The following is a 17,339-nucleotide window of genomic DNA, read 5'->3' as shown; positions in this document are numbered from 1 at the left end:
CCTTTCGCTGTTATCAGGAAGCACGCAAAAACAGGTTTTGCGCGTACTCTTTTTCTATATTGAGGGCACTTTCAAGGTGTCGAGGATGGATCATCGGCAAGCCGCTGTCCACCGAATCGAACCCCGCAAGCTTCGCCCACAGGTATGCCTTTTTACTCCCAACTCCGCCGGCATGTGCCTTGACACCATATTCATGCGCCAGGGCCGCCCAGCGAGCGCCTGTCTCATACTTCCACTCTTTCGTCCCGCCGACAAAGATGCCGTCGTACTGCTTCGTAAAAAGCGGCACTTCGACGCAGCGGTTGGAGTGAGTACCGTTTTCGCGGTAGCGCATGCGCATCCCGTTCTGTACGGCCAGGTAGTAGTTGTTGTCCGGGAACTCTTCACGAAGAAGGGTTTGGTTCCAGACGCGGCTGACCATAAGGCTTTTCTCGCCGTCGGCAACCTTGTCGGGTACAACAACGAACTGGGGGCGGGTGATCTCTCCTTTGGCGATCATGTTCTCGATCTGCTCGAGGCGTTTCAAGAACTTCTCCCCGTCGAAGGGCTTACCCGTTTTCCAGTCGCTGAAGGCTCCGTTGTCAAAGAACCACTTTTTAAAAAGGTGAGGTGTGCTGAACACGTCCCTTGTCTGACACGCACCGTACTTGTCGCCATAGGTTTCCAAAAGGGAATCACGGCGTTTTCCGGTGGGTGCAGCAAAGTAGATATCCACTCGCTCCCCCTGCTATGCTGCACGGCGGCGTTTAACGGCCACGGCGCGCTTGCTCCCTACTCCCTTATCCAGAATCATGCGATTCGTAGTGTCGACGAGAGATTCAGGCGACTGCCCGTAAAACAGGTAGTTGATGGAGATACAGCGACGAGCGCAAAAATCCATCACCTCCTCGTACGGGATGCTGTTTCTGATTTTGCACGTCGCAAGTTTCGACTGGGCGACGCCCAGGGCGATCGCAACGTGCTTGTCTTGTACGAAGCCTTCGACTTCGCCACTGATAACGTCTTTGATGTGTTCGATGATATCTGCCATCGTTTTCATGTACTTTCCTTATTTTTTTTACAAAACAGACTGGACGCAATGCCCATGACTGAATCGGTACTCTTTGAGTGCGTCGTCGCTGAGGTGCCCGAATTTCTCCAGAGCTTCTTCCAAAGCATCAACAAGCGTGTAGGCGCGGTCCTCTTTCCGGATCCACTTGCCCTTGACGCCCATCGGGCGTTCAACCCCACGCTCCGTGTCGCGTTCGATCTTCCGTCTCTCAAATTCAACCCATTGCAGAAACTGCTTGAATTGAAAACGGTAAACGTAAATCAGCTCCTGATGCGAACAAAAGGGGCACATGACACAGTTTGAGGGGACCGGAACGTCGTGGCCGACGCTGTAAATGTAGTCTTGACAGTCAAGCCGATCCATTTTCATTTCCATGAGCGGATAGACGTGACGGATACTCTGCTGCTTCCACGCTTCGGCAAACGGCGCCGTACGCATCCGCTTCTCCTCCCCATGAGCGATCCCGAGCAAAACATTGACGGGGCCGTTAATTTGGGCGAAAAGCTTGTGCGCACGCTTCCTCCCGGACGGGAGGTTGTACCGCTTCGAGATATACTCCTCGAGGAAGTTGTGGAAGGGCTGGATTTTCAGTTTGTCCGTACAAGTACGAAGCAATCCCGTCCCCATAATGGAGTTGTAGGTATCGAAGTGGTTTTGCAAGGAGTGCCAGCCATCATAGTGATAGCCCATCTCCGGACGCAGAACGTAATACTCGATACCGTGCTCCTTACAGAACGCGGTGATCTTTTCGTTGTGCTCGTACGTTTCCGGGAACTCGTTGCCCGTATCGCAGTAGACGACAATGAAGTCGTTGGGTGCGAAGCGGGCTTTGAACCCCGGGTCATAGACATATCTGTAAAGCAGCGCCGTAGAATCCTGCCCGTTCCCGTGGGAGAGGACAGTGAGCTTCGCATTGCTGTTGGCTTGCATGGGTGCGGATTCGAAGAGCGCACTGGGAAGGTTACTCATGGCATCCTCCTCAATACTTCGAGCCGACGCAGCCGTGGTTCATCTTGTAGGCGCGCAGATCATCGTCCGTCCAATGTCCGAACTGTTTCTCCGCGGCCGCCAAGGCGTCCCGCAGCGTGTATGGCCGGTTCTCCTCTTTGATCCATTTGCCCCATACGCCAAGGTTCTTTTCGCCCTTGTCGGCATGTTTCTCGAATTTCCGCTGTTCGATCGCCACCCAGGCTTCGTAATCGTCACGCATAAAGCGGAACATATACAAAAGCTCCTGCAGCGACATCCACGGACAGAGGATGCAGTTCGAGGGCATAACCTCATAATCGAGGTACTTGCGGTTATACTCCTGGCACGCGGTGCGGCCCATGCCCATCTGGATCAGGGGGTACACATTATGCAGGGACTGTTTTTTCCACTCTTCTTCAAACCCGGTAGCGACGCGCTTCTCCTCGCCGGCAGCGATGCCGATAAGAACCTGTACCTTCCCGTACAATTTCGCAAATGCCTTGTGGGCGCGCTTTCTGCCTCGCGGCAAAGTGTAACGGTCGGCGATATAGTCCTCGAGGAAGTTGTAGATCGGTTTGATCTTCAGTTTGTCGCTGCAGCTCTTGACGAAAGCTTTGCTTCCGACAGAACCGTTGAGGTTGTACTGGCCGCGGAGGCTATGCCACCCCTTGCCGTGATATCCCATTTCCGGGACGATATGAACAATCTCGATACCGTGGATCCTGCAGAGCGCTTTCACGTTCTCCAGGTGCTCATAGGTATGATCGTGTTCGTCTCCCGTATCGCTGAACACCACGATGAGGCCGTCCGGCGCAAATGTCTTGCGGAACGTCTCGTCGTGGATATACATCAACAGCAGCGTAGTACTGTCCTGCCCGGCTCCGAAACTCAACAGCGTGAGCTTCTTCGATTCGACGCTTTTGACGCCGAGAGTGTCGAACAGGCTATCAGGCCGAGCGCTCATGAGATCCCGTCAGCGAAGCAGCGGTTGTTTTTACAAACAACAATATCCGCATTGCCGACGACCTCGCCCGTTTTCAGGGAATGGAAGTGTTGTGTGAAATAGGGATCATAATAGAGTTCATGCATCCCGTCCGTATTGATTTCATCCTGCTTCTCGTACGCTTTCGCGACGACCCAGGCATGAACACCCTTGCGGCGTCTTTCGACTACGCGCAGGCGGCCCGATTCGCCAACATGAAAATTGCAATCGGTTAAGAGCAGCGTAGTGCCCCAGTCGATTACGCCTTGCTTGTAGCGGATAGAGAAGTGATTTTTCTTCTTTAAATTGCGGTAGATTTGGAAAGTGGCAGCCATCGTGGCTCCTTTGCAGTAAAACCACAAAAGGGAGCCACGCGACCGCGGACTCCCCTAAATGGATTAGGGCAGCCCGGTTCGGGCAGACTATTCTTTGTCGGCCGAGGCCGATGCGGTCAATATCTCTTGACGCGCTCTTTTATCTGTTTTCTTGCTTATGCTTGACGGCACTCTCGAGCAGACGTTTCCCCCACCCCTTTTCAGGTTTTCCGGTGGTGATATACGCCAGTAATGCGATAAAGATGATGCCTCCAATCATTTGTCCTATGGTTTTTTTTGACATTCTTTCTCCTTTTTCGGAAATTTTATCAAAGCTCCGTGCATCTGCTACGAAAGCCTGAAATAGCCGCCTTTGCTCATATTGAGACAGTAGACGACCGTCTGGTAGGCGTCGACAAGTTTGACCTTGTCGATGTTCCCATCCTCCTCGTTCATCATCGCCTTGTTAGTACGAATCTTCTTTACCGTCCCTTTGAGGATCACGTCCTCGCCGGTCTTGAGGGTAATGCGCTTGTTCAGCTTGCCGGCGGCAATCAGAATGGCGCCCTGCCCCTCGTTCGGTACTTCGATCGAACCGCCCCCGAGATCCGCTTTACGCAAATCGTCGAAGAAGGCTTTGTGAAGTGATGAGCCCCTGAGCATGGCCTGCACTTTCCAGTGCGGCATCGTCATTTCCTTGAACATCTGCGGCGGAATGCCGCGCTTGGGGGAGAATTTTTCAACCTCATCCCAATCGTCCAGGTTAACGGGGTTCTGTAGGTAGACCATGAACTCGTCAAGGTCACTGCGATAGTTTTCTCTGACACGGCGAAGGATGATGAAGAACTGTCCGAACTTCTGATAGTCCTCGTTTTCCGGATCGTAGACGCTCCAAAGCGGCTCATACCCTTGCAGGATAAGCTTCTTGGCCATCTCCTCGTCAGCGGAGGACGGATTCACAACGAGCATGAGCGCGCCGCCTTCAATGGTAGCAAGCCCCCAACGCTCGATGAACTTCAGTTCGAGCCGTTCGCCATCCGCGCCGAAGTCATAGGGAGGGTTCAGAAACTGAAACCCAACCCAACGGTTTGACTTGCGAACGCCGTTGATCGCGTCTGCATTAAGCACCTTCCCAATATTCCGGGTCGCTGCCGTTTTTGCACGAGCCTCATTAAGCTCTACGGCGAAGTTATAACAGCCGTACTCTTCTTTGAAGAACTCGATCGCTTGTCCTTCACCACAACAAGCATCAAGCGCGTAAGTCTCCTCGCGCATCGTGATGCAGTGCTGCATGATCTTTCCGATTGTTTTTGTCGATGTGGCATAAAAGCCCATCTTTGTTTCAGATGCAAGACGGGCCATAGATCACCCCCGGGCCATTGATTTTACAATGATCTTGAGAGCGTCCGCTTTGGAGATCCCGACCTCTTCGTTTCTTTGGTTGCACATTGCCTCAGCATAAGCGAAATCGCTACCCCAAAGCCAATCGGTCTGATAAAAGCCCTTTGTGCCTTCCTCCGCGATACATACAACGTATTCGCCGTTTTCCATCACTGTGCGCTGAACGAAAAATACCGTACGCGCCGTTTGTTTTGCAGTGTTCATTTCTTTTCCTTTTGGTTATTCTTCTATATCAGTTGCGGTTAGCTGAAGAATATGCCGTAAAGCCTGTAAAGGCCATAGCCAACCAGTAGCGCAACGCCGATGAAGGCTGCCGCCGTAATAAAGGCGAGTATTCTTCCGATCGGAACATACCAGTAAACGTAATACCCTCCCGCCATGAGGCCAAGGCCGACGAGGAAGGCAATAATTGCGATTATCCAGCAGTATTTGCTCATGGTCTCTCCATCTAAATCAGCGAGACGACCAGCGAGACGGCGCCCAGTGCCAGACCAACTATCGCCAGCACAGAGTTGTGCCGGTAAGTGGGATCCGGGTGGGAAAGCGCAAGGTGGAAATACTCCCACGGTCGCGCCTTCGCAATCTCGATCTCAATCGCATCATCTTTCGTATCGTGACCGTTCAGATCAAGCCAGCCGTTCCAATCAATGAGCAGCTGTCCTTCCTCTTTGCGTTCACTTCCTTTGAGGCGGGGCGAAAACCGCAGGACGCGGTAAATCGTTCCCTCCTTGGATTTCAGGCGAAACCACTCTCCGTGCATCTTGCGGCGCTCTTTGATATCACCGACATAGCGGTGAGAGAGCGCGAACCACCCCAGGGGCAGCTGCTCGGTTTGCGCGGAAGGCGGCGACCTTCTAAACATTCTTTTAATATTCACAGGCGACTCCTTTAAAGTGCTCTGAATTGCCGTACCAGGTCGCGTCCAAAACGCGGTCGAGTTGACGACGCATCGCTTCATACTCCCTGGCATGTTCGGTCGAAGGGGAATAGCAGTGCGTGCACATTCCCATGAATTCTTTGCTTTCGGTATGCGTAATGTTGCACCCGCATTCGCTACAGACCGGTCCGAGGCGTTTGATAGAAGTAAATTCCAATAAACACCCCCTACGCCGCGCTGCGGATCCCATGACGCACCAGTTCGTCAAAGCCAATGCCGGCTTCAGCCGCCATTTTCTCCAACTCCCCCCGGGTCATAATCGAACCGCTGCCGGCGAGATACCGATCCTCGAAGTAAAGGTCCATCTCAAGACCCGCCTCGATCAGCTCGTCGAAGTTGATGTAGCCCCATTCACCGCCGTAGCCGAGATCCACATAGCCGAAGCATTGAATCTGGCCGTTGACCTGGCCGTCGATCTCATCGCCCGCGGATACGTCGCGTTCAGTGACATAAGCCGTTGCAGCACCGCCAAAAAGCTTGATGCCGACCGGTTTGAATGCCCAACCGTCCGTTGCGTATGTTGCGGGGATCTTCTCGAGAGCCGCGTAAGTGGAAGCCACCTGCTCTTCGGTGAGCAGAGGCGATTTAGGCAGCGGATAGGCAAAGTCCGATTGTTCGGCCACCTCCTCCGGCTGCATGATTCTGTCGATTAAGCCTTTGCGCAGGCACACTTCAAGCGTGATTTCACGGATCAGCTCAAACTCGTTGATGCCGACCTCATCCTTGATGGAAACAGCCTTCACCGCTCCGACGCATACAAGCTCCACGAGAAGCTCGCGATCCTTTAGCTCGGCGTAGATATCGTCGAGCGCCTCAGCCGGATACGGTTGAGGATTCGTCCGCTCCATCCACTGTTTAAAGTGGGCGGACAGCCCTTTGGCGTCGGGGGCGATGATAACGTCGAAGTTGGTATCCCGGATGCTCGGGGCGTGGCTTACGATAGCGCGCACCATGCCTTCGCCCAGGATCTCAATCTTGCGTTTATTTCCTGCTTTGTGCACTTGGAAGTAGCCCTCCGAGTACGCGAGGAAATGGTCATTCATTTTCAGGCGGCCTTGCATGATCACCGAAGTGATCGATTTCACATAGTCCTCCTGCCCGAACAAGTCGAGGTAGACCAGGTGGCCGTTCTCGTCCATTACCGATCCGAGCACCAGCGCAGTTGCACCGGCATAGCTCATCGTCGGGTAATAGACGTCCAAAATCTCGTATTCGACGTGTTCTACGTCAAGATAGACGCGCCCTTCGCCGTTCACGAAAATGTTTGGCCGACCGGAGCTGTCAAGCACCTTGTATTTTTTACCCTTGTATTCAACGGTATCTTTTTCTTTCGCAGTTACCTTTCTCATCGTTTTCCTTGCTTTTAAAAGAGGCTCAGCTGCATAGATGCAGTCTCCTCTTGCTCTGCTACCATTGCATCGATTTCGGCCCGTGTCACTTCGAGACGCTGCTCTCTGTAGCCCTTGCCGACCTTAATGCGTTTGTAGATGGTGATTTTTTCGTCGTTGTCTTCTTCCGGCCCGTCCTCACCGAACAGGTCAATGCTGATCGGAACATCATCGGAGCTCGTTGGGAGTTGCGGTTCATCAAAGATGCCCCATGCGTCCTCATACTCGTCAAATGCGCCATCGAGCGCGACCGCCATGTCGTCGAAGTCTTCGTATGCCGGAACGGTGTACTCTTGCAGCAGCTTGAGGTAATACTCCTCGAACGGATCCCATTCGCGTTGACCGAGGCTTTCAATCCTGGTCGTCTCGATATCCTCCGACATGCCTTCGCCACTCAAAATGGCCTTGGCAAGTTGAAGTTGGATATTGTCGTCGTCGTCACCCATGCTGGAGAGATCATCGTCGCCGCTAAGGCGTCCTTCAAGGCTGTTGGCCGCGGCCACCTTCGCACCGATAAGCTCGAGAGCTTTGTGCTGGGCGGTATTGCGGTAAGCCATGAAAATGACTTTTACATTGTCGCGCTGCCCGATACGCCAGCTTCTTCGGCTTGCCTGCTTCAGCGTAAATACGTTGTAGGTAGGTTCGTAGAAGATGATCGTCGGGAACTGCAGCAGGTCCAATCCGGTTTTCACCAGTTCGGGGTTGCAGATCAGCACGTCAGACGGATTGTTTTCGATCCACTTCTGGCGCTTTTTGGCCGGGATGGATGGTTTCAGCAGGGCGACCGTGTAGCCGCCGAGCTCTTTTTCAAGCAGCTGCTGAATGTCGTCGCCGACCCCCTTGTTGGAGAAGTAGACGTAGACAAGACATTTTCTGCCCGCTTTGAGTTCCGTTTTCACATGCTCGAGGAGACGTTTCTCCTTGGCCGTGATCGGAAGCAGTTTCTGTTTCTCGTTCTCACGCTGCGATTCGTGGCGAATCACCGGGGGCGTATAGAACACCTCGTGGTGAGCGGAGTGGTAACTAAACGGAAGGTCCGCGACGGAAAGGCCGTCGTTGGCAAGGTTCCCGAGGAAACGCTTGTCGAAACGGATCTTCGCCGCAACTTCTCCGATATAGTCTGCGTATTCGTTTTCGTACTCCTTATCCATATCGACAAGATCAATGATCTCTTCGTACAGAGGCAGAGCCATAGACTCGTCCATCTTGATCTCGTCCAGACGCAAAAAGATGGTCATGTCCAGGATCAAGGAAAGGAGGTACGGTGAAATTTTCGGTTTCTCTTTGAGTGCGATGCGTTTACCCATGCGGGTGACGATGCCCTCGTTATTCGTTTCCGTCGCCTCGACGATCTCCTCGTGCGCGCCGTAGATTTCCACGAACTGCTTGACCTGATTGTAGTCGAGGTTAAGCTCGCGCTTCATCAAGGAAGGATTGAGACGATAGAGGATGTAAAAGAGGCTTGATGCGTACCCGTTGAGAAGCGTTCCGGTCAGACCGACAATCCTCTTTGCGCGGGTGCACATCATCGCAAATGCGTTCCCCTGCCCCGTGTCACCGCCTTTGTACTCGTGGACTTCGTCCGCGATCAAAAGGTCGATGGAGCCCTTGGGCCACTGTTTCTTGATGTATTCCGCCACCGAGATACGCGTACGCATACTCTCGCTTTGTTCGCGGTCCACATCGCGCAACACCGTTCCGCACTCCGTGCCGGGGATATCGTTGCCTTCGGCATCTTTCTCCGTGACCGGACACTTATACGGAATGTTTTTGAAGTGGGGGTACTCATTGATGGATTCGTCAAGCTCCTTTCCACAGCATGGGCACACTGCCACCGCGATCTTCTGCTTTACTTCCACCTTTGCGCCGTCAAGCGCTTCGCCCTTCGTCACGTACTTGTAACGAACGTTGTAGACCTGCTTGCGCCGGTAGGAGAGCTTGGCAGTTTCGCGCGAGACGATGAAGAAATACTTCACCCCCTCTTTGCGAAGATTGCGTTTGGTGTAGGGGACGAGGTCCGTCCAACGTGACACGATAACGATCTTGTACTTGACCTGGCCGTTACGGTAGATGGTGCGGATCTCGTCAGCCCATTTGGACACCAGGTGCGGCGGTGCCATGATGAAATTGACCACAAACTTCTTGTGCGCAGCAAGCGCGATCGCCATTTGCGTTTTGCCGGTACCCATCTCCGAAGAGACGATGAGCGACTTGTTTTTCAACAGGTGCTCAGTGCCGGCGGCGACAAGGCGGGCTTGGCGCGGGAAGAGTGGGCGCTGGAGCGTACGAAGATACAGATTTATATAGCTGTCATAGCTTTCCGGAGTTTCGAGCCCCTGAAAAGACGGCTTGATAACATCGTTCAGTTCTTGATAAAACACCTCACGGTTTTCAGTAATGATTTCCGAAAGCGACAGTGTTGGGATATTGCTCATTGTGTTTGTCCTATTCTTTGCTCATAAGGGTTAATAGACGGTCGGGAACGGGCTGCCGGGGACAAAGTGTTTGCTGATCAGCTGGGCCTTGACGTTTGGCAGCATTTCGTCTCCATAAAAAAAGATTGCCTGGTAGTCACGCATCCGGATCCCGCCAAGAATTAAGGCGGGTGAAGCGATGACGATATCGGCGCAACTTTCAAGGAGCTCGATAATCTTTGTGGGTGAATGATGGGGGGTGACCAGAACCGTATCGTAGGGGGCGAGGTGGGCGTCAAAGTAATCCTTGAGCGCCATCGCATCCTTGTGGTTCGGGGCATAAACCGTACATTTACTGTGCCGTTCTAGTTCCGTTTTTACCTGTTCGAATAATGTTTCCATTTCGGATCCTTTATGCAACGTCGAAGAGTGTCAATGCCGCCGGGGCACCTTTCGGGGCTTTAGCGGCGTTTCCGACCTCATCGATCATTTCTTTTTCCAGCTGGTCAAGTTCGTTTTGCACATTGGCGATAACCGCTTTGAGGCGGTCGCGCTGCTGCACTTTGAGCTTGACACGTTCTGATTGTCTGGCTTTTTCCAGCTTTGTATTCGCGGCGTCGATCAGCAGCTCGTATTGGATCATGTAGTCCAGGAGTGCGTCACGCATTGCCGTGTTTACGTCGCCGTAATCTCCATCGAATCGTGCACCCATGAAGCCGCGTCCTGTCCAGTTCTCGAGAAAGCCGTGCAGACCGAAGTCGGGGCCGGATGAGTTGAACATTGAGCGGTAGACGTCATAGAAATAACGCTTTGTATGCAGATCGTCGGTATCAAAACATTTGCACTCTTCCTGAAGGTCGGTGAAATAGTTTTCGTAAAAGCCGTTGATGTTGTAATGCGCGATGTAGCCACAGTGCAGATGCAGATGTTCGTACACCTTCTTTGTGAAGTTGGACTGCTTGAAATGGCTGTTCAAAAAGCTCACCCATTTACGGTAAATCAGTCCTTTCTCTTTGGCGCTGAGGAACTCGGCCTCGGCGAATTCGATTTTGGCTGCTTTGATCTTGAAGGGTTTAACCTCCAGGAACTGCAGCGCGTCTGATTCAAGGAATTTCTGGTCACGCAGCATCGGGGGCCCCCTTGACGATCTTGTAGTCGCTTGTGCCGATAAGGGCCGCGGGGACACCCATGCGCAGCAGGAAATCCTCTGCTTGGATGAAGGAACCGAATCGCTTCGGTCGGTTTGTGAAGTCCATCAGATGAACCAACGTTCGCGCCTGGCGATCCTCTCTGGCGATGACGTACGTCATGCGAGCTCCTTTTTCAATTGTTCTCTTTGGATGCGATAGGTCCGCACCGTCTCCCACTCTTCCTTGCCGAGCTTTTGGATCGCCTCATCGCTGAGGTTTTCGTAAGGCTTCAGGAGATCGCAAAGCAGCACGAGGCGCTTCAACATATCTTCCTTGGTGACGTTGGATTGGGGGAGAATCTTTATTTCTGGTGTGTGGTTGGTGAATCGAGGTTTTGCAGGCTTTGACGCCGGCGGAGAGGGCTTAGGTTTGTAAACCGTCTCAACCTCGATCTCGAAGTCGAGTAAGTCCATGCGTCACCGCCTATGCAGGAGTCGGCGCAGGATTGTAGTCGATGTTATTTATGGCACGTTTGCCCCATACGGTTTTCATGAAAACCGTCTGAGTCCGATTGGTCTTTTTGAACACAATCGTTGTGCCTTTGATACGTTTAACAAGCTTTTTGCCCATAGGCAGCTTTTTAAGCTCTCCGGTGATCTCGTCCGAGAGGAACATCGAAATGTCCGTCGAACGTTCGTTGGCGCGCTTTTCGGCGTGCGGATCGATAAAAACTCTCATCACGCTGCCTCCGCTTTGGTATCGACCGAAGCGATCGGCATAATGACCTCGTTCATGATCCCGCTCTTGATAACGAATGGCAGGTTTGCCTCGTTGTAGAGCAGATCGAACGTGTCCTCCGCCATTTGGAGACAGTCGATCAGGAATTTGAGATTTACCGAGAACTTAATCCCCTCGATTTCGCTGTCAACCGCGGTAGCCGTCTGCACCGAACCGCCCTTGTCGTCTTCGGAAGTGAGAACGATCTCTCCTCCGGTAACTTCTACGGTGGCGTCAGTGCTGATAACGGCCGCCTGGTTGGCAAGCGTGAGAAGATCCGCTGTGCGGAAAGTGGCTTGCATCTTCGCCGTTTTCGGGAAAATGCGTTTCCAGTCGGGGTACTTGGCGTTGACCAGTTTCGTCGTGTAGGTCATGGTGTCGGATTCGATGGTGAGGTAGACCTCATCCACCGAGCAGCTGATCTCCCCGCCGAAGTTCTTGGCGATAGACGCCATAGAACCCTTCGGAATGATGTACTGCGCATTCTCGATCGCCTCATGCTCGTAACGAACGCCCGCGAGGCGTCTGCCGTCGGTTCCCACGATGGCGATCGCCTTCGTAGTCACGTCGAGCAGCACGCCGCCCATAGCGTTCGATGGAGTATTGGGATCAATCGTGTGAGCGATCAGGCCCATGCCTTCAATAAGCTGGCTGTTAAGTTTCAGCTCTTTCTCCCCTTTCGGGAAGTTGATGTTTTCAAGCGGGTTCTGCTCCATGATCTTCATTTTGAAGCGGGAGCGCCCTTGTCTGATCGTCAATTCATCTTTTTCACGCGTCAGTTCCAGGTCGCCGTCGCTGAAAGCTTTGACGATGGTCTGGAGGCGCTTGCCGTCAACGGCCATGCGCTCAATTTCGCCACCGAGCTCATCCGATTGATACGGGATCCCGATGAGTTTGACCGACTCGAGAAAATTCGTAGCCTCAATAGATAAGAGACCTTCCTTGCCGCTGATAAATACGCACTTGGCGCTGTCGTCTTTGGCGTCGGTGAAAGATGCCGCTTTTGCTACTGCTTGCTCGAAGATGCTTTTGTTGATGATCGTTTTCATGGTTTTACCTTTTGTATTTTCGTTCTGATTTTGGTTTTTATGCAGCTGCCTTATGCATGTCGGCGGCTGAACACTCCCTCGCTGATGCATGGGGGTTTACCGCCTTTCAAGGCAGTGAATTAGAAGCTGATGTAGAAAAGTTTCGGCTTGCGGATATCGTCGAAAGTCTGCTGCTTTGCATGCAAACGGATGGCCTCTTCTTTCTCCTCCTGTGCGGGGGAGCGAAGGTGGCTGAAATCGACGACGCGCTCACCGAAAAGATTGGTAATTACGCGAGGCATAGTGCCCTCCTCTTATGACGCCTCTAGGCCCTCGAAGGACTGTTGGACGATTTTCTTTTTGACAAGAGCGGATCTTGCGAACATTTTTCCCCCGGCCATGTAGCCTTCGAAGGTCAGTTTTGCCCCTTTTACCAGCTGCTGATTCCAAAAGCGTGTAACTTCTTTTGTCCTCTTTGCAACCAGGAAGATCGTCTCGTCCCCGTAATTGGTGACGATTCTGATCCACCAGAGGTTTTTGCCCTCGTAGAGCTTCGAGGCGTCGTAACTGAAGTCCTTTATGACTCCCTCGCCTTTCAACTCGATCATTGGTAGCTCCCTTGCAGGGCGCCGATCATGACGAGCAAAAGCACAATAAAGAGCAGAGCGGCATAGACTGCGCCGATCCGGAAAAACCAGAAGGCCGCCTCATCCTCTTTGTCTTTGATGTACTTATAGGAGTAGATCGTGCAGGCAAACAGCAGATAAGCGCCGAAAACGAGCAGTGAATACTCTTTTTTGTAGATGAAGGCGGCGATCGCCAGGGCCATAGGGATTACAAAGGCATGCAGTGTTGCCTTCATTCTTTGTTTCGCTGAGTATGTCATTTTTGTCTCTTTCTGTATAATTGCTGCAAACCACCGCGGAGCGACGTTTTGCATCTTCTTCTTATCTCCCTTTTCCCACTACTGGCACTCACCTCGATCGAGGTCGGACACACGCTTGCGGCCGTAATCTCGCTGTCGCTCGGAGCGATTGCGTCATACGTCGTAGCGAAGCCGGACCGGGCAATCAGTCGGTGGGTGTTGTCGTGGTTCTAGGGGGTTAACTCATACAGGCGCGTAGGTGTCTCAGTGCAGCGAAGCGCTCCTCCTTGGAGGAAAAGTTCCACTGCTTTACCGTGACGAGCGTCTGCTTTTCTCTGAGCACGATGACGTACGGCTCACTTACCGTATCGTCGTATGCTTTTACCAGTTGTAGAGGTCTGAAAACGTGCATGCTCTATCCTTAGTGCATGGCCTCGATGGCGCTTGATACCGCCGACTTGTGCGAATCGACCTGGTCGAACGCAGCAGCGATTTTTGAGCTTCCGAGAAGCCCTGCGATGATGAACGCGAATGCAATGAATTTCATGCTTCTTCCTTCTGTATCGTTTCTTTGGAGGCAGGCCGTAGCCCGCTACTGTCCTTTTAGGACGCTTGTTGCAGTTGTTCTTCCGCTTTGACAAGATCGGTGACCTTGCGGACGTAACGTCCCATGCGGAAAATAAATTTCAGTTCGATCAGCGCTTCTGCCAACGGATCGTCCTCCGGCACCTGAACGCCTGCAAACCAGTCAAGCCCCGATGTACCTTTCTTCACTTCCACTGCGAGCCCGATAGAATCGAGCGCAAATGTCAGATCAGAGATGGTGTTGATCGGGGGGAAATTGGATTCTTGCTGCTCCTCATCGTAATCAATGAGTTCGAGCGGCGCGGCGGTAGATGCTGCAGGAGTTTTCTGTTCCGGCTGTTCAGCTTGAGCACTCGGCACATCTTCTGCGATTTCCGCGTCAACCATTTCTGGCTGATCGGGCTGCTTCTGCGGCGCTTCGTGCTGTACGGTCCCGGCCGGCGGCATGTCGGCGACACCCACTTCGTGAATGTCCTCCAACTCCTCGACCGTTTTCATACCCATGAGCATTTCCGGAACGTACTGACGTCCGAAGAACGCTGCGGCGCGATAGCGGAGCATAACCTCCGGCATCGATTCCCACTTTTCATTTTTGGTCCAGCCTTCGCTTCTCGCCATCGCAAGGGTCACTTTCGGACCATCGACTTTGTTGCCAAAGCGATCGAGAGCGTACGCGCGACAGGCGATAACGTTTCCTTTGCCGTCTTCGTCGGTGTCATACATCAGTGTCGTCTTGAAACGGCCCGACTGGTTGATTGACGCAATGATAAACTGCGACGACCACCCGGGGTTGCCCTTAACGACGAACATGGACTGCATGATAGCCATGACGCTTGCGTCCATGCGGTTAGCCATTTCCAGTGCCAGGAGGCAGTTGGAAAGGTTGCCGCGATAGCGCTGCGGTGTGAAGTCGGCTGTAGAAAGCGCGTATGCCATGCGTTGCGCGATTTTGAAGTTGCCCTCGTTCTGGAATACAGAAATGCTCCCGTTACTCTGCGCGACCGCTGGCTTGGCAGCGGGTACAACATTGTTAACCGGAGCTTCGGAGGCTTCGTCTGGCGTTTGTGCGCCTGCAATTTTCTTTTGCAGGATCTTTGCAATGTCTGTTGGCTGATTTTGTTTCACTTGAGGTCCTTTCGGTGTTTCATTCGTGTGAAACCGCGCAATAGGGACCTGCAGCGCTACCGCGCTAGGAGATCCTTGACGCGGTAAACGCTGGTGATGTTTCGTGGAGTGTTCGTTAAGTGTGTGTCAGGCAGCTGCTTGGAACGACTCGTCTTGGTCGTCCTCTTCGTCCACCTGCATATTGTCGACAATTTTCATCAGCTCCTGGCCGATGTATGTGTCGCGGTTCGGACGGAAAAGAAGTCTGGCCGGCGTTCCGTTTCTCCAGAGCTCGATCAGTTCGACGATAGTGGCGATCTCTTTGACAAGTTCGCGTACCTCTTTTTCGATACTGAATTCAAACACCCGGATCTTCGGAACTGCCTGCCGCAGCAGAAGTTCGATACGGCCGTATTTGACCTCGATCCCGTCAACAAGCATGATCAACAGTGCGTAGAACGCGAGTTGCTTCCCATACCGTTTCCGGGCCGCTTCACAGTCATTTTCATACTGCAATGCATCGACTTTTGCCTGCAACGGCTCGATCTCCTTCTGAAGCTGCTCGATGCGATCGGCCTGGTCCTGCTCGCGCTGGAGCTGGTAGTGCCGGAGTGCATCTTCTGCTGCTTTCAAGTTCACTTCGTGTTGACGCTCGATGCGTTCGATCTCAGCAGCCACTTTCGGGTCGGTTTCGTCGATAAGACGCTGCGCTTCCGCGCGATCCTCTTCAGGGGTGCGTTTGGCGTCGACCTTTTTGCGTGCCGCTTTGATGCTGGCTTCAAGCTCTTTTTGGAGTTCACTTTTTGACGGGTTCCGTTTGGCGACACGAAGGTTCTCCTCCAGGCGCTTTACTTTATCATCGCGGGTGAGCTTCTTGGAAGCCTCTTGTAATTCCTCGTGCAACCGTTCCAGTTCCGGATCCTCAACCTTTTCACCGTAGATATTCATCTTGGAGGTTTTGAGGTCGACGACCATATCGGAAAGCACGTCGTGCATCTTGACGCGATCGCGCCGATCAAACTGCCCAGAGAGCAGAATGTTCAGCGGCATACCATCGTCGGCTGCAAGCGGGTATTTGATACGTCTTTCCACTTCCACGGGGGAGGCGGAGGGCGCTACCTGCTCATAGTAAAGATGCATAAATGCTTTGGCTTCGGTGTAGAGGGCTTTAAGAGGCATGTAGTCTTTGGCACTTTTGTCTTTGGCGCTTTCGGGCAGCTCTCCGTAATAGAGTTTGCGGCCTTTCTTTGCCATCGCCAACAGTGCGTCTCTGAGAGGGGGACGTTTTCCGGTGTTGATTTTGTGCTTGTGCAAAAATTCGGTGCCGTAGTGCATCATCGAACCGAACACTTTACTGTAGTTCGAGTCGAATGCCACTCCCAAGAGACTCCGTGTTGCCCAGTAAAAGGCGTTGACCGACAAGTTGTTGACCGTGGAGCCCGTTAAAACGACTTCCTGGTGGAAGTCCCGGGTTTCGTCGATCATCTCGTAGGCAACGTCCTGGGCAGACTTGTCGTTTGATGCCATCCCGTGAAGGATATCTTCAAATTCTGATTGTCTGAATTGGATCATGCGGTCTCCTTGGCGCAAAAGCAGGAGCGATTACACAGGTGACCGTAGGCAGCGCCGAGGTTCACGAGTGTGATTCGGCTTCTGCCAGATTAGTAGGGGTTGATTAGTTCGATTCGCTCTATCCTCAGAACGGAATTTCGTCTTCCTCGATATCGATCTCCGGAATAGTATTTTCCGGCATAGATTGTCTCGGAGGTTGATAGGCGTTTTGCGGCTGCGACGGTGGATTGTATCCCTGCTGCGGCTGCTGGTATCCGTTTGAGTGAGCCTGTCGTGGCGGCGCGTAGGTGTCATTGTTGCCCGTAGGGGCATTGTAACTTCCTTGTGCCGCGTCGGTACGAGAATCGAGCATTTTCATGTCCTCGACGCTGATCGAGTGTTTTGAGCGTTTCTGACCGTTTTGGTCGGTCCACTGCTCCAACATAAGGCGTCCTTCAATGAGGACTTTACTGCCTTTGCGAAGGTATTGGTTTACGATCTCGCCGCTGCGACCGAAGAACGTGATATCAATGAACATAGTTTCATCGACCTGTTCTCCGTTCTGTTTCTTGAACTTTCTGTTTGTGGCAATGCCGGTTTTGCAAATAGCCAATCCGCCTTGCGTATACTTGAGTTCAGGATCTCGCGTGAGATTGCCGACTAAGATGACTGTATTGAACATGTGAAAGCCTTTCCGCGTAACGCGGTAAGGGACATGAAGGTGTCCCTGTACGCCGAAGCGTTGTTGAGCCCAAAGGGCAACCGAACGAACGCTCCTCAAAGACGACAGGGACACTTGAAGGCTGACGCCGACAAAATGTTTTCTGTCGGCTTTGAGCAGCC

25 protein-coding genes are annotated in these 17,339 nt (G+C 52.7%); all 25 read right to left on the bottom strand.

Annotated elements, in window-relative coordinates; all coding sequences use genetic code 11:
- Window positions 1-13: 13 nt before the first annotated feature.
- Window positions 14-715, bottom strand: a complete 702-nt coding sequence (locus ACXWTF_RS12955; RefSeq protein ID WP_461715409.1) for a hypothetical protein — start codon at window positions 713-715, stop codon at window positions 14-16.
- Between the two features lie 12 nt (window positions 716-727).
- Window positions 728-1,039: a helix-turn-helix domain-containing protein gene (locus tag ACXWTF_RS12950; RefSeq protein ID WP_461715408.1), complete on the bottom strand. Its 312-nt coding sequence runs from the start codon at window positions 1,037-1,039 to the stop codon at window positions 728-730.
- 18 nt (window positions 1,040-1,057) lie between these two features.
- Entirely contained in the window at window positions 1,058-2,020 is a 963-nt protein-coding gene (locus tag ACXWTF_RS12945) for a phosphoadenosine phosphosulfate reductase domain-containing protein (protein ID WP_461715407.1), read from the bottom strand.
- A gap of 10 nt (window positions 2,021-2,030) precedes the next feature.
- Complete coding sequence (locus ACXWTF_RS12940) at window positions 2,031-2,984, bottom strand: adenine nucleotide alpha hydrolase family protein (RefSeq protein ID WP_461715406.1); 954 nt, start codon at window positions 2,982-2,984, stop codon at window positions 2,031-2,033.
- Complete coding sequence (locus ACXWTF_RS12935; protein ID WP_461715405.1) at window positions 2,981-3,337, bottom strand: hypothetical protein; 357 nt, start codon at window positions 3,335-3,337, stop codon at window positions 2,981-2,983. The genes ACXWTF_RS12940 and ACXWTF_RS12935 overlap by 4 nt, the downstream gene beginning before the upstream one ends.
- A gap of 139 nt (window positions 3,338-3,476) precedes the next feature.
- Window positions 3,477-3,620 carry a hypothetical protein gene (locus ACXWTF_RS12930; RefSeq protein WP_461715404.1) on the bottom strand — a complete coding sequence of 48 codons (144 nt, stop codon included), beginning with the start codon at window positions 3,618-3,620 and terminating at the stop codon, window positions 3,477-3,479.
- A 44-nt stretch (window positions 3,621-3,664) separates the two neighbouring features.
- The gene (locus ACXWTF_RS12925) at window positions 3,665-4,678 is read right to left on the bottom strand and encodes a DUF6094 domain-containing protein (protein ID WP_461715403.1); all 1,014 of its coding nucleotides are present in this window, start codon (window positions 4,676-4,678) and stop codon (window positions 3,665-3,667) included.
- A 3-nt stretch (window positions 4,679-4,681) separates the two neighbouring features.
- Complete coding sequence (locus ACXWTF_RS12920; RefSeq protein WP_461715402.1) at window positions 4,682-4,921, bottom strand: hypothetical protein; 240 nt, start codon at window positions 4,919-4,921, stop codon at window positions 4,682-4,684.
- A 38-nt stretch (window positions 4,922-4,959) separates the two neighbouring features.
- On the bottom strand, window positions 4,960-5,154 hold the full coding sequence (locus ACXWTF_RS12915; protein WP_461715401.1) for a hypothetical protein: 195 nt from the start codon (window positions 5,152-5,154) through the stop codon (window positions 4,960-4,962).
- Window positions 5,155-5,165: 11 nt separating this feature from the next.
- Complete coding sequence (locus ACXWTF_RS12910) at window positions 5,166-5,579, bottom strand: hypothetical protein (RefSeq protein WP_461715400.1); 414 nt, start codon at window positions 5,577-5,579, stop codon at window positions 5,166-5,168.
- 242 nt (window positions 5,580-5,821) lie between these two features.
- Window positions 5,822-7,003: a hypothetical protein gene (locus ACXWTF_RS12905; protein ID WP_461715399.1), complete on the bottom strand. Its 1,182-nt coding sequence runs from the start codon at window positions 7,001-7,003 to the stop codon at window positions 5,822-5,824.
- A 14-nt stretch (window positions 7,004-7,017) separates the two neighbouring features.
- Complete coding sequence (locus ACXWTF_RS12900; protein ID WP_461715398.1) at window positions 7,018-9,264, bottom strand: helicase-related protein; 2,247 nt, start codon at window positions 9,262-9,264, stop codon at window positions 7,018-7,020.
- A 243-nt stretch (window positions 9,265-9,507) separates the two neighbouring features.
- Window positions 9,508-9,858 carry a hypothetical protein gene (locus ACXWTF_RS12895; protein ID WP_461715397.1) on the bottom strand — a complete coding sequence of 117 codons (351 nt, stop codon included), beginning with the start codon at window positions 9,856-9,858 and terminating at the stop codon, window positions 9,508-9,510.
- 10 nt (window positions 9,859-9,868) lie between these two features.
- A complete protein-coding gene (locus tag ACXWTF_RS12890; RefSeq protein WP_461715396.1) occupies window positions 9,869-10,585 on the bottom strand; it encodes a hypothetical protein in 717 nt (238 codons plus the stop codon).
- Window positions 10,575-10,766, bottom strand: a complete 192-nt coding sequence (locus ACXWTF_RS12885) for a hypothetical protein (protein ID WP_461715395.1) — start codon at window positions 10,764-10,766, stop codon at window positions 10,575-10,577. Before ACXWTF_RS12885 ends, ACXWTF_RS12890 begins: the two co-directional genes overlap by 11 nt.
- Window positions 10,763-11,059, bottom strand: coding sequence for a hypothetical protein (locus ACXWTF_RS12880; protein WP_461715394.1), 297 nt, complete (start codon window positions 11,057-11,059; stop codon window positions 10,763-10,765). The genes ACXWTF_RS12885 and ACXWTF_RS12880 overlap by 4 nt, the downstream gene beginning before the upstream one ends.
- Window positions 11,060-11,069: 10 nt before the next feature.
- Window positions 11,070-11,324, bottom strand: coding sequence for a hypothetical protein (locus ACXWTF_RS12875; protein ID WP_461715393.1), 255 nt, complete (start codon window positions 11,322-11,324; stop codon window positions 11,070-11,072).
- Entirely contained in the window at window positions 11,324-12,412 is a 1,089-nt protein-coding gene (locus tag ACXWTF_RS12870; RefSeq protein WP_461715392.1) for a DNA polymerase III subunit beta, read from the bottom strand. The genes ACXWTF_RS12875 and ACXWTF_RS12870 overlap by 1 nt, the downstream gene beginning before the upstream one ends.
- A gap of 119 nt (window positions 12,413-12,531) precedes the next feature.
- Window positions 12,532-12,693 (bottom strand): hypothetical protein, encoded by a 162-nt coding sequence (locus ACXWTF_RS12865; RefSeq protein WP_461715391.1) that lies wholly within the window; start codon window positions 12,691-12,693, stop codon window positions 12,532-12,534.
- A gap of 12 nt (window positions 12,694-12,705) precedes the next feature.
- A complete protein-coding gene (locus tag ACXWTF_RS12860) occupies window positions 12,706-12,999 on the bottom strand; it encodes a hypothetical protein (RefSeq protein WP_461715390.1) in 294 nt (97 codons plus the stop codon).
- Window positions 12,996-13,253: a hypothetical protein gene (locus ACXWTF_RS12855; protein ID WP_461715389.1), complete on the bottom strand. Its 258-nt coding sequence runs from the start codon at window positions 13,251-13,253 to the stop codon at window positions 12,996-12,998. Before ACXWTF_RS12855 ends, ACXWTF_RS12860 begins: the two co-directional genes overlap by 4 nt.
- A 424-nt stretch (window positions 13,254-13,677) precedes the next feature.
- Window positions 13,678-13,803, bottom strand: coding sequence for a hypothetical protein (locus ACXWTF_RS12850; RefSeq protein WP_461715388.1), 126 nt, complete (start codon window positions 13,801-13,803; stop codon window positions 13,678-13,680).
- Between the two features lie 56 nt (window positions 13,804-13,859).
- Window positions 13,860-14,966: a hypothetical protein gene (locus ACXWTF_RS12845; RefSeq protein WP_461715387.1), complete on the bottom strand. Its 1,107-nt coding sequence runs from the start codon at window positions 14,964-14,966 to the stop codon at window positions 13,860-13,862.
- 126 nt (window positions 14,967-15,092) lie between these two features.
- Window positions 15,093-16,517, bottom strand: a complete 1,425-nt coding sequence (locus ACXWTF_RS12840; RefSeq protein ID WP_461715386.1) for a hypothetical protein — start codon at window positions 16,515-16,517, stop codon at window positions 15,093-15,095.
- 124 nt (window positions 16,518-16,641) lie between these two features.
- The gene (locus ACXWTF_RS12835; protein ID WP_461715385.1) at window positions 16,642-17,178 is read right to left on the bottom strand and encodes a single-stranded DNA-binding protein; all 537 of its coding nucleotides are present in this window, start codon (window positions 17,176-17,178) and stop codon (window positions 16,642-16,644) included.
- Between the last annotated feature and the right edge of the window lie 161 nt (window positions 17,179-17,339).

The organism is Thiomicrolovo sp. ZZH C-3 (assembly GCF_054862725.1).
The sequence above is the reverse complement of the archived record's forward strand: the minus strand, read 5'-3'. Positions and strand labels throughout refer to the sequence as shown.

Bases quoted from the DNA above. Each gene is read 5' to 3' on its own strand.
- ACXWTF_RS12950 (WP_461715408.1), bottom strand. From the start codon at position 1,039: ATGAAAACGATGGCAGATATCATCGAACACATCAAAGACGTTATCAGT.
- ACXWTF_RS12945 (WP_461715407.1), bottom strand. From the start codon at position 2,020: ATGAGTAACCTTCCCAGTGCGCTCTTCGAATCCGCACCCATGCAAGCC.
- ACXWTF_RS12940 (WP_461715406.1), bottom strand. From the start codon at position 2,984: ATGAGCGCTCGGCCTGATAGCCTGTTCGACACTCTCGGCGTCAAAAGC.
- ACXWTF_RS12935 (WP_461715405.1), bottom strand. From the start codon at position 3,337: ATGGCTGCCACTTTCCAAATCTACCGCAATTTAAAGAAGAAAAATCAC.
- ACXWTF_RS12930 (WP_461715404.1), bottom strand. From the start codon at position 3,620: ATGTCAAAAAAAACCATAGGACAAATGATTGGAGGCATCATCTTTATC.
- ACXWTF_RS12925 (WP_461715403.1), bottom strand. From the start codon at position 4,678: ATGGCCCGTCTTGCATCTGAAACAAAGATGGGCTTTTATGCCACATCG.
- ACXWTF_RS12920 (WP_461715402.1), bottom strand. From the start codon at position 4,921: ATGAACACTGCAAAACAAACGGCGCGTACGGTATTTTTCGTTCAGCGC.
- ACXWTF_RS12915 (WP_461715401.1), bottom strand. From the start codon at position 5,154: ATGAGCAAATACTGCTGGATAATCGCAATTATTGCCTTCCTCGTCGGC.
- ACXWTF_RS12910 (WP_461715400.1), bottom strand. From the start codon at position 5,579: ATGTTTAGAAGGTCGCCGCCTTCCGCGCAAACCGAGCAGCTGCCCCTG.
- ACXWTF_RS12905 (WP_461715399.1), bottom strand. From the start codon at position 7,003: ATGAGAAAGGTAACTGCGAAAGAAAAAGATACCGTTGAATACAAGGGT.
- ACXWTF_RS12895 (WP_461715397.1), bottom strand. From the start codon at position 9,858: ATGGAAACATTATTCGAACAGGTAAAAACGGAACTAGAACGGCACAGT.
- ACXWTF_RS12890 (WP_461715396.1), bottom strand. From the start codon at position 10,585: ATGCTGCGTGACCAGAAATTCCTTGAATCAGACGCGCTGCAGTTCCTG.
- ACXWTF_RS12885 (WP_461715395.1), bottom strand. From the start codon at position 10,766: ATGACGTACGTCATCGCCAGAGAGGATCGCCAGGCGCGAACGTTGGTT.
- ACXWTF_RS12880 (WP_461715394.1), bottom strand. From the start codon at position 11,059: ATGGACTTACTCGACTTCGAGATCGAGGTTGAGACGGTTTACAAACCT.
- ACXWTF_RS12875 (WP_461715393.1), bottom strand. From the start codon at position 11,324: ATGAGAGTTTTTATCGATCCGCACGCCGAAAAGCGCGCCAACGAACGT.
- ACXWTF_RS12870 (WP_461715392.1), bottom strand. From the start codon at position 12,412: ATGAAAACGATCATCAACAAAAGCATCTTCGAGCAAGCAGTAGCAAAA.
- ACXWTF_RS12865 (WP_461715391.1), bottom strand. From the start codon at position 12,693: ATGCCTCGCGTAATTACCAATCTTTTCGGTGAGCGCGTCGTCGATTTC.
- ACXWTF_RS12860 (WP_461715390.1), bottom strand. From the start codon at position 12,999: ATGATCGAGTTGAAAGGCGAGGGAGTCATAAAGGACTTCAGTTACGAC.
- ACXWTF_RS12855 (WP_461715389.1), bottom strand. From the start codon at position 13,253: ATGAAGGCAACACTGCATGCCTTTGTAATCCCTATGGCCCTGGCGATC.
- ACXWTF_RS12850 (WP_461715388.1), bottom strand. From the start codon at position 13,803: ATGAAATTCATTGCATTCGCGTTCATCATCGCAGGGCTTCTCGGAAGC.
- ACXWTF_RS12840 (WP_461715386.1), bottom strand. From the start codon at position 16,517: ATGATCCAATTCAGACAATCAGAATTTGAAGATATCCTTCACGGGATG.
- ACXWTF_RS12835 (WP_461715385.1), bottom strand. From the start codon at position 17,178: ATGTTCAATACAGTCATCTTAGTCGGCAATCTCACGCGAGATCCTGAA.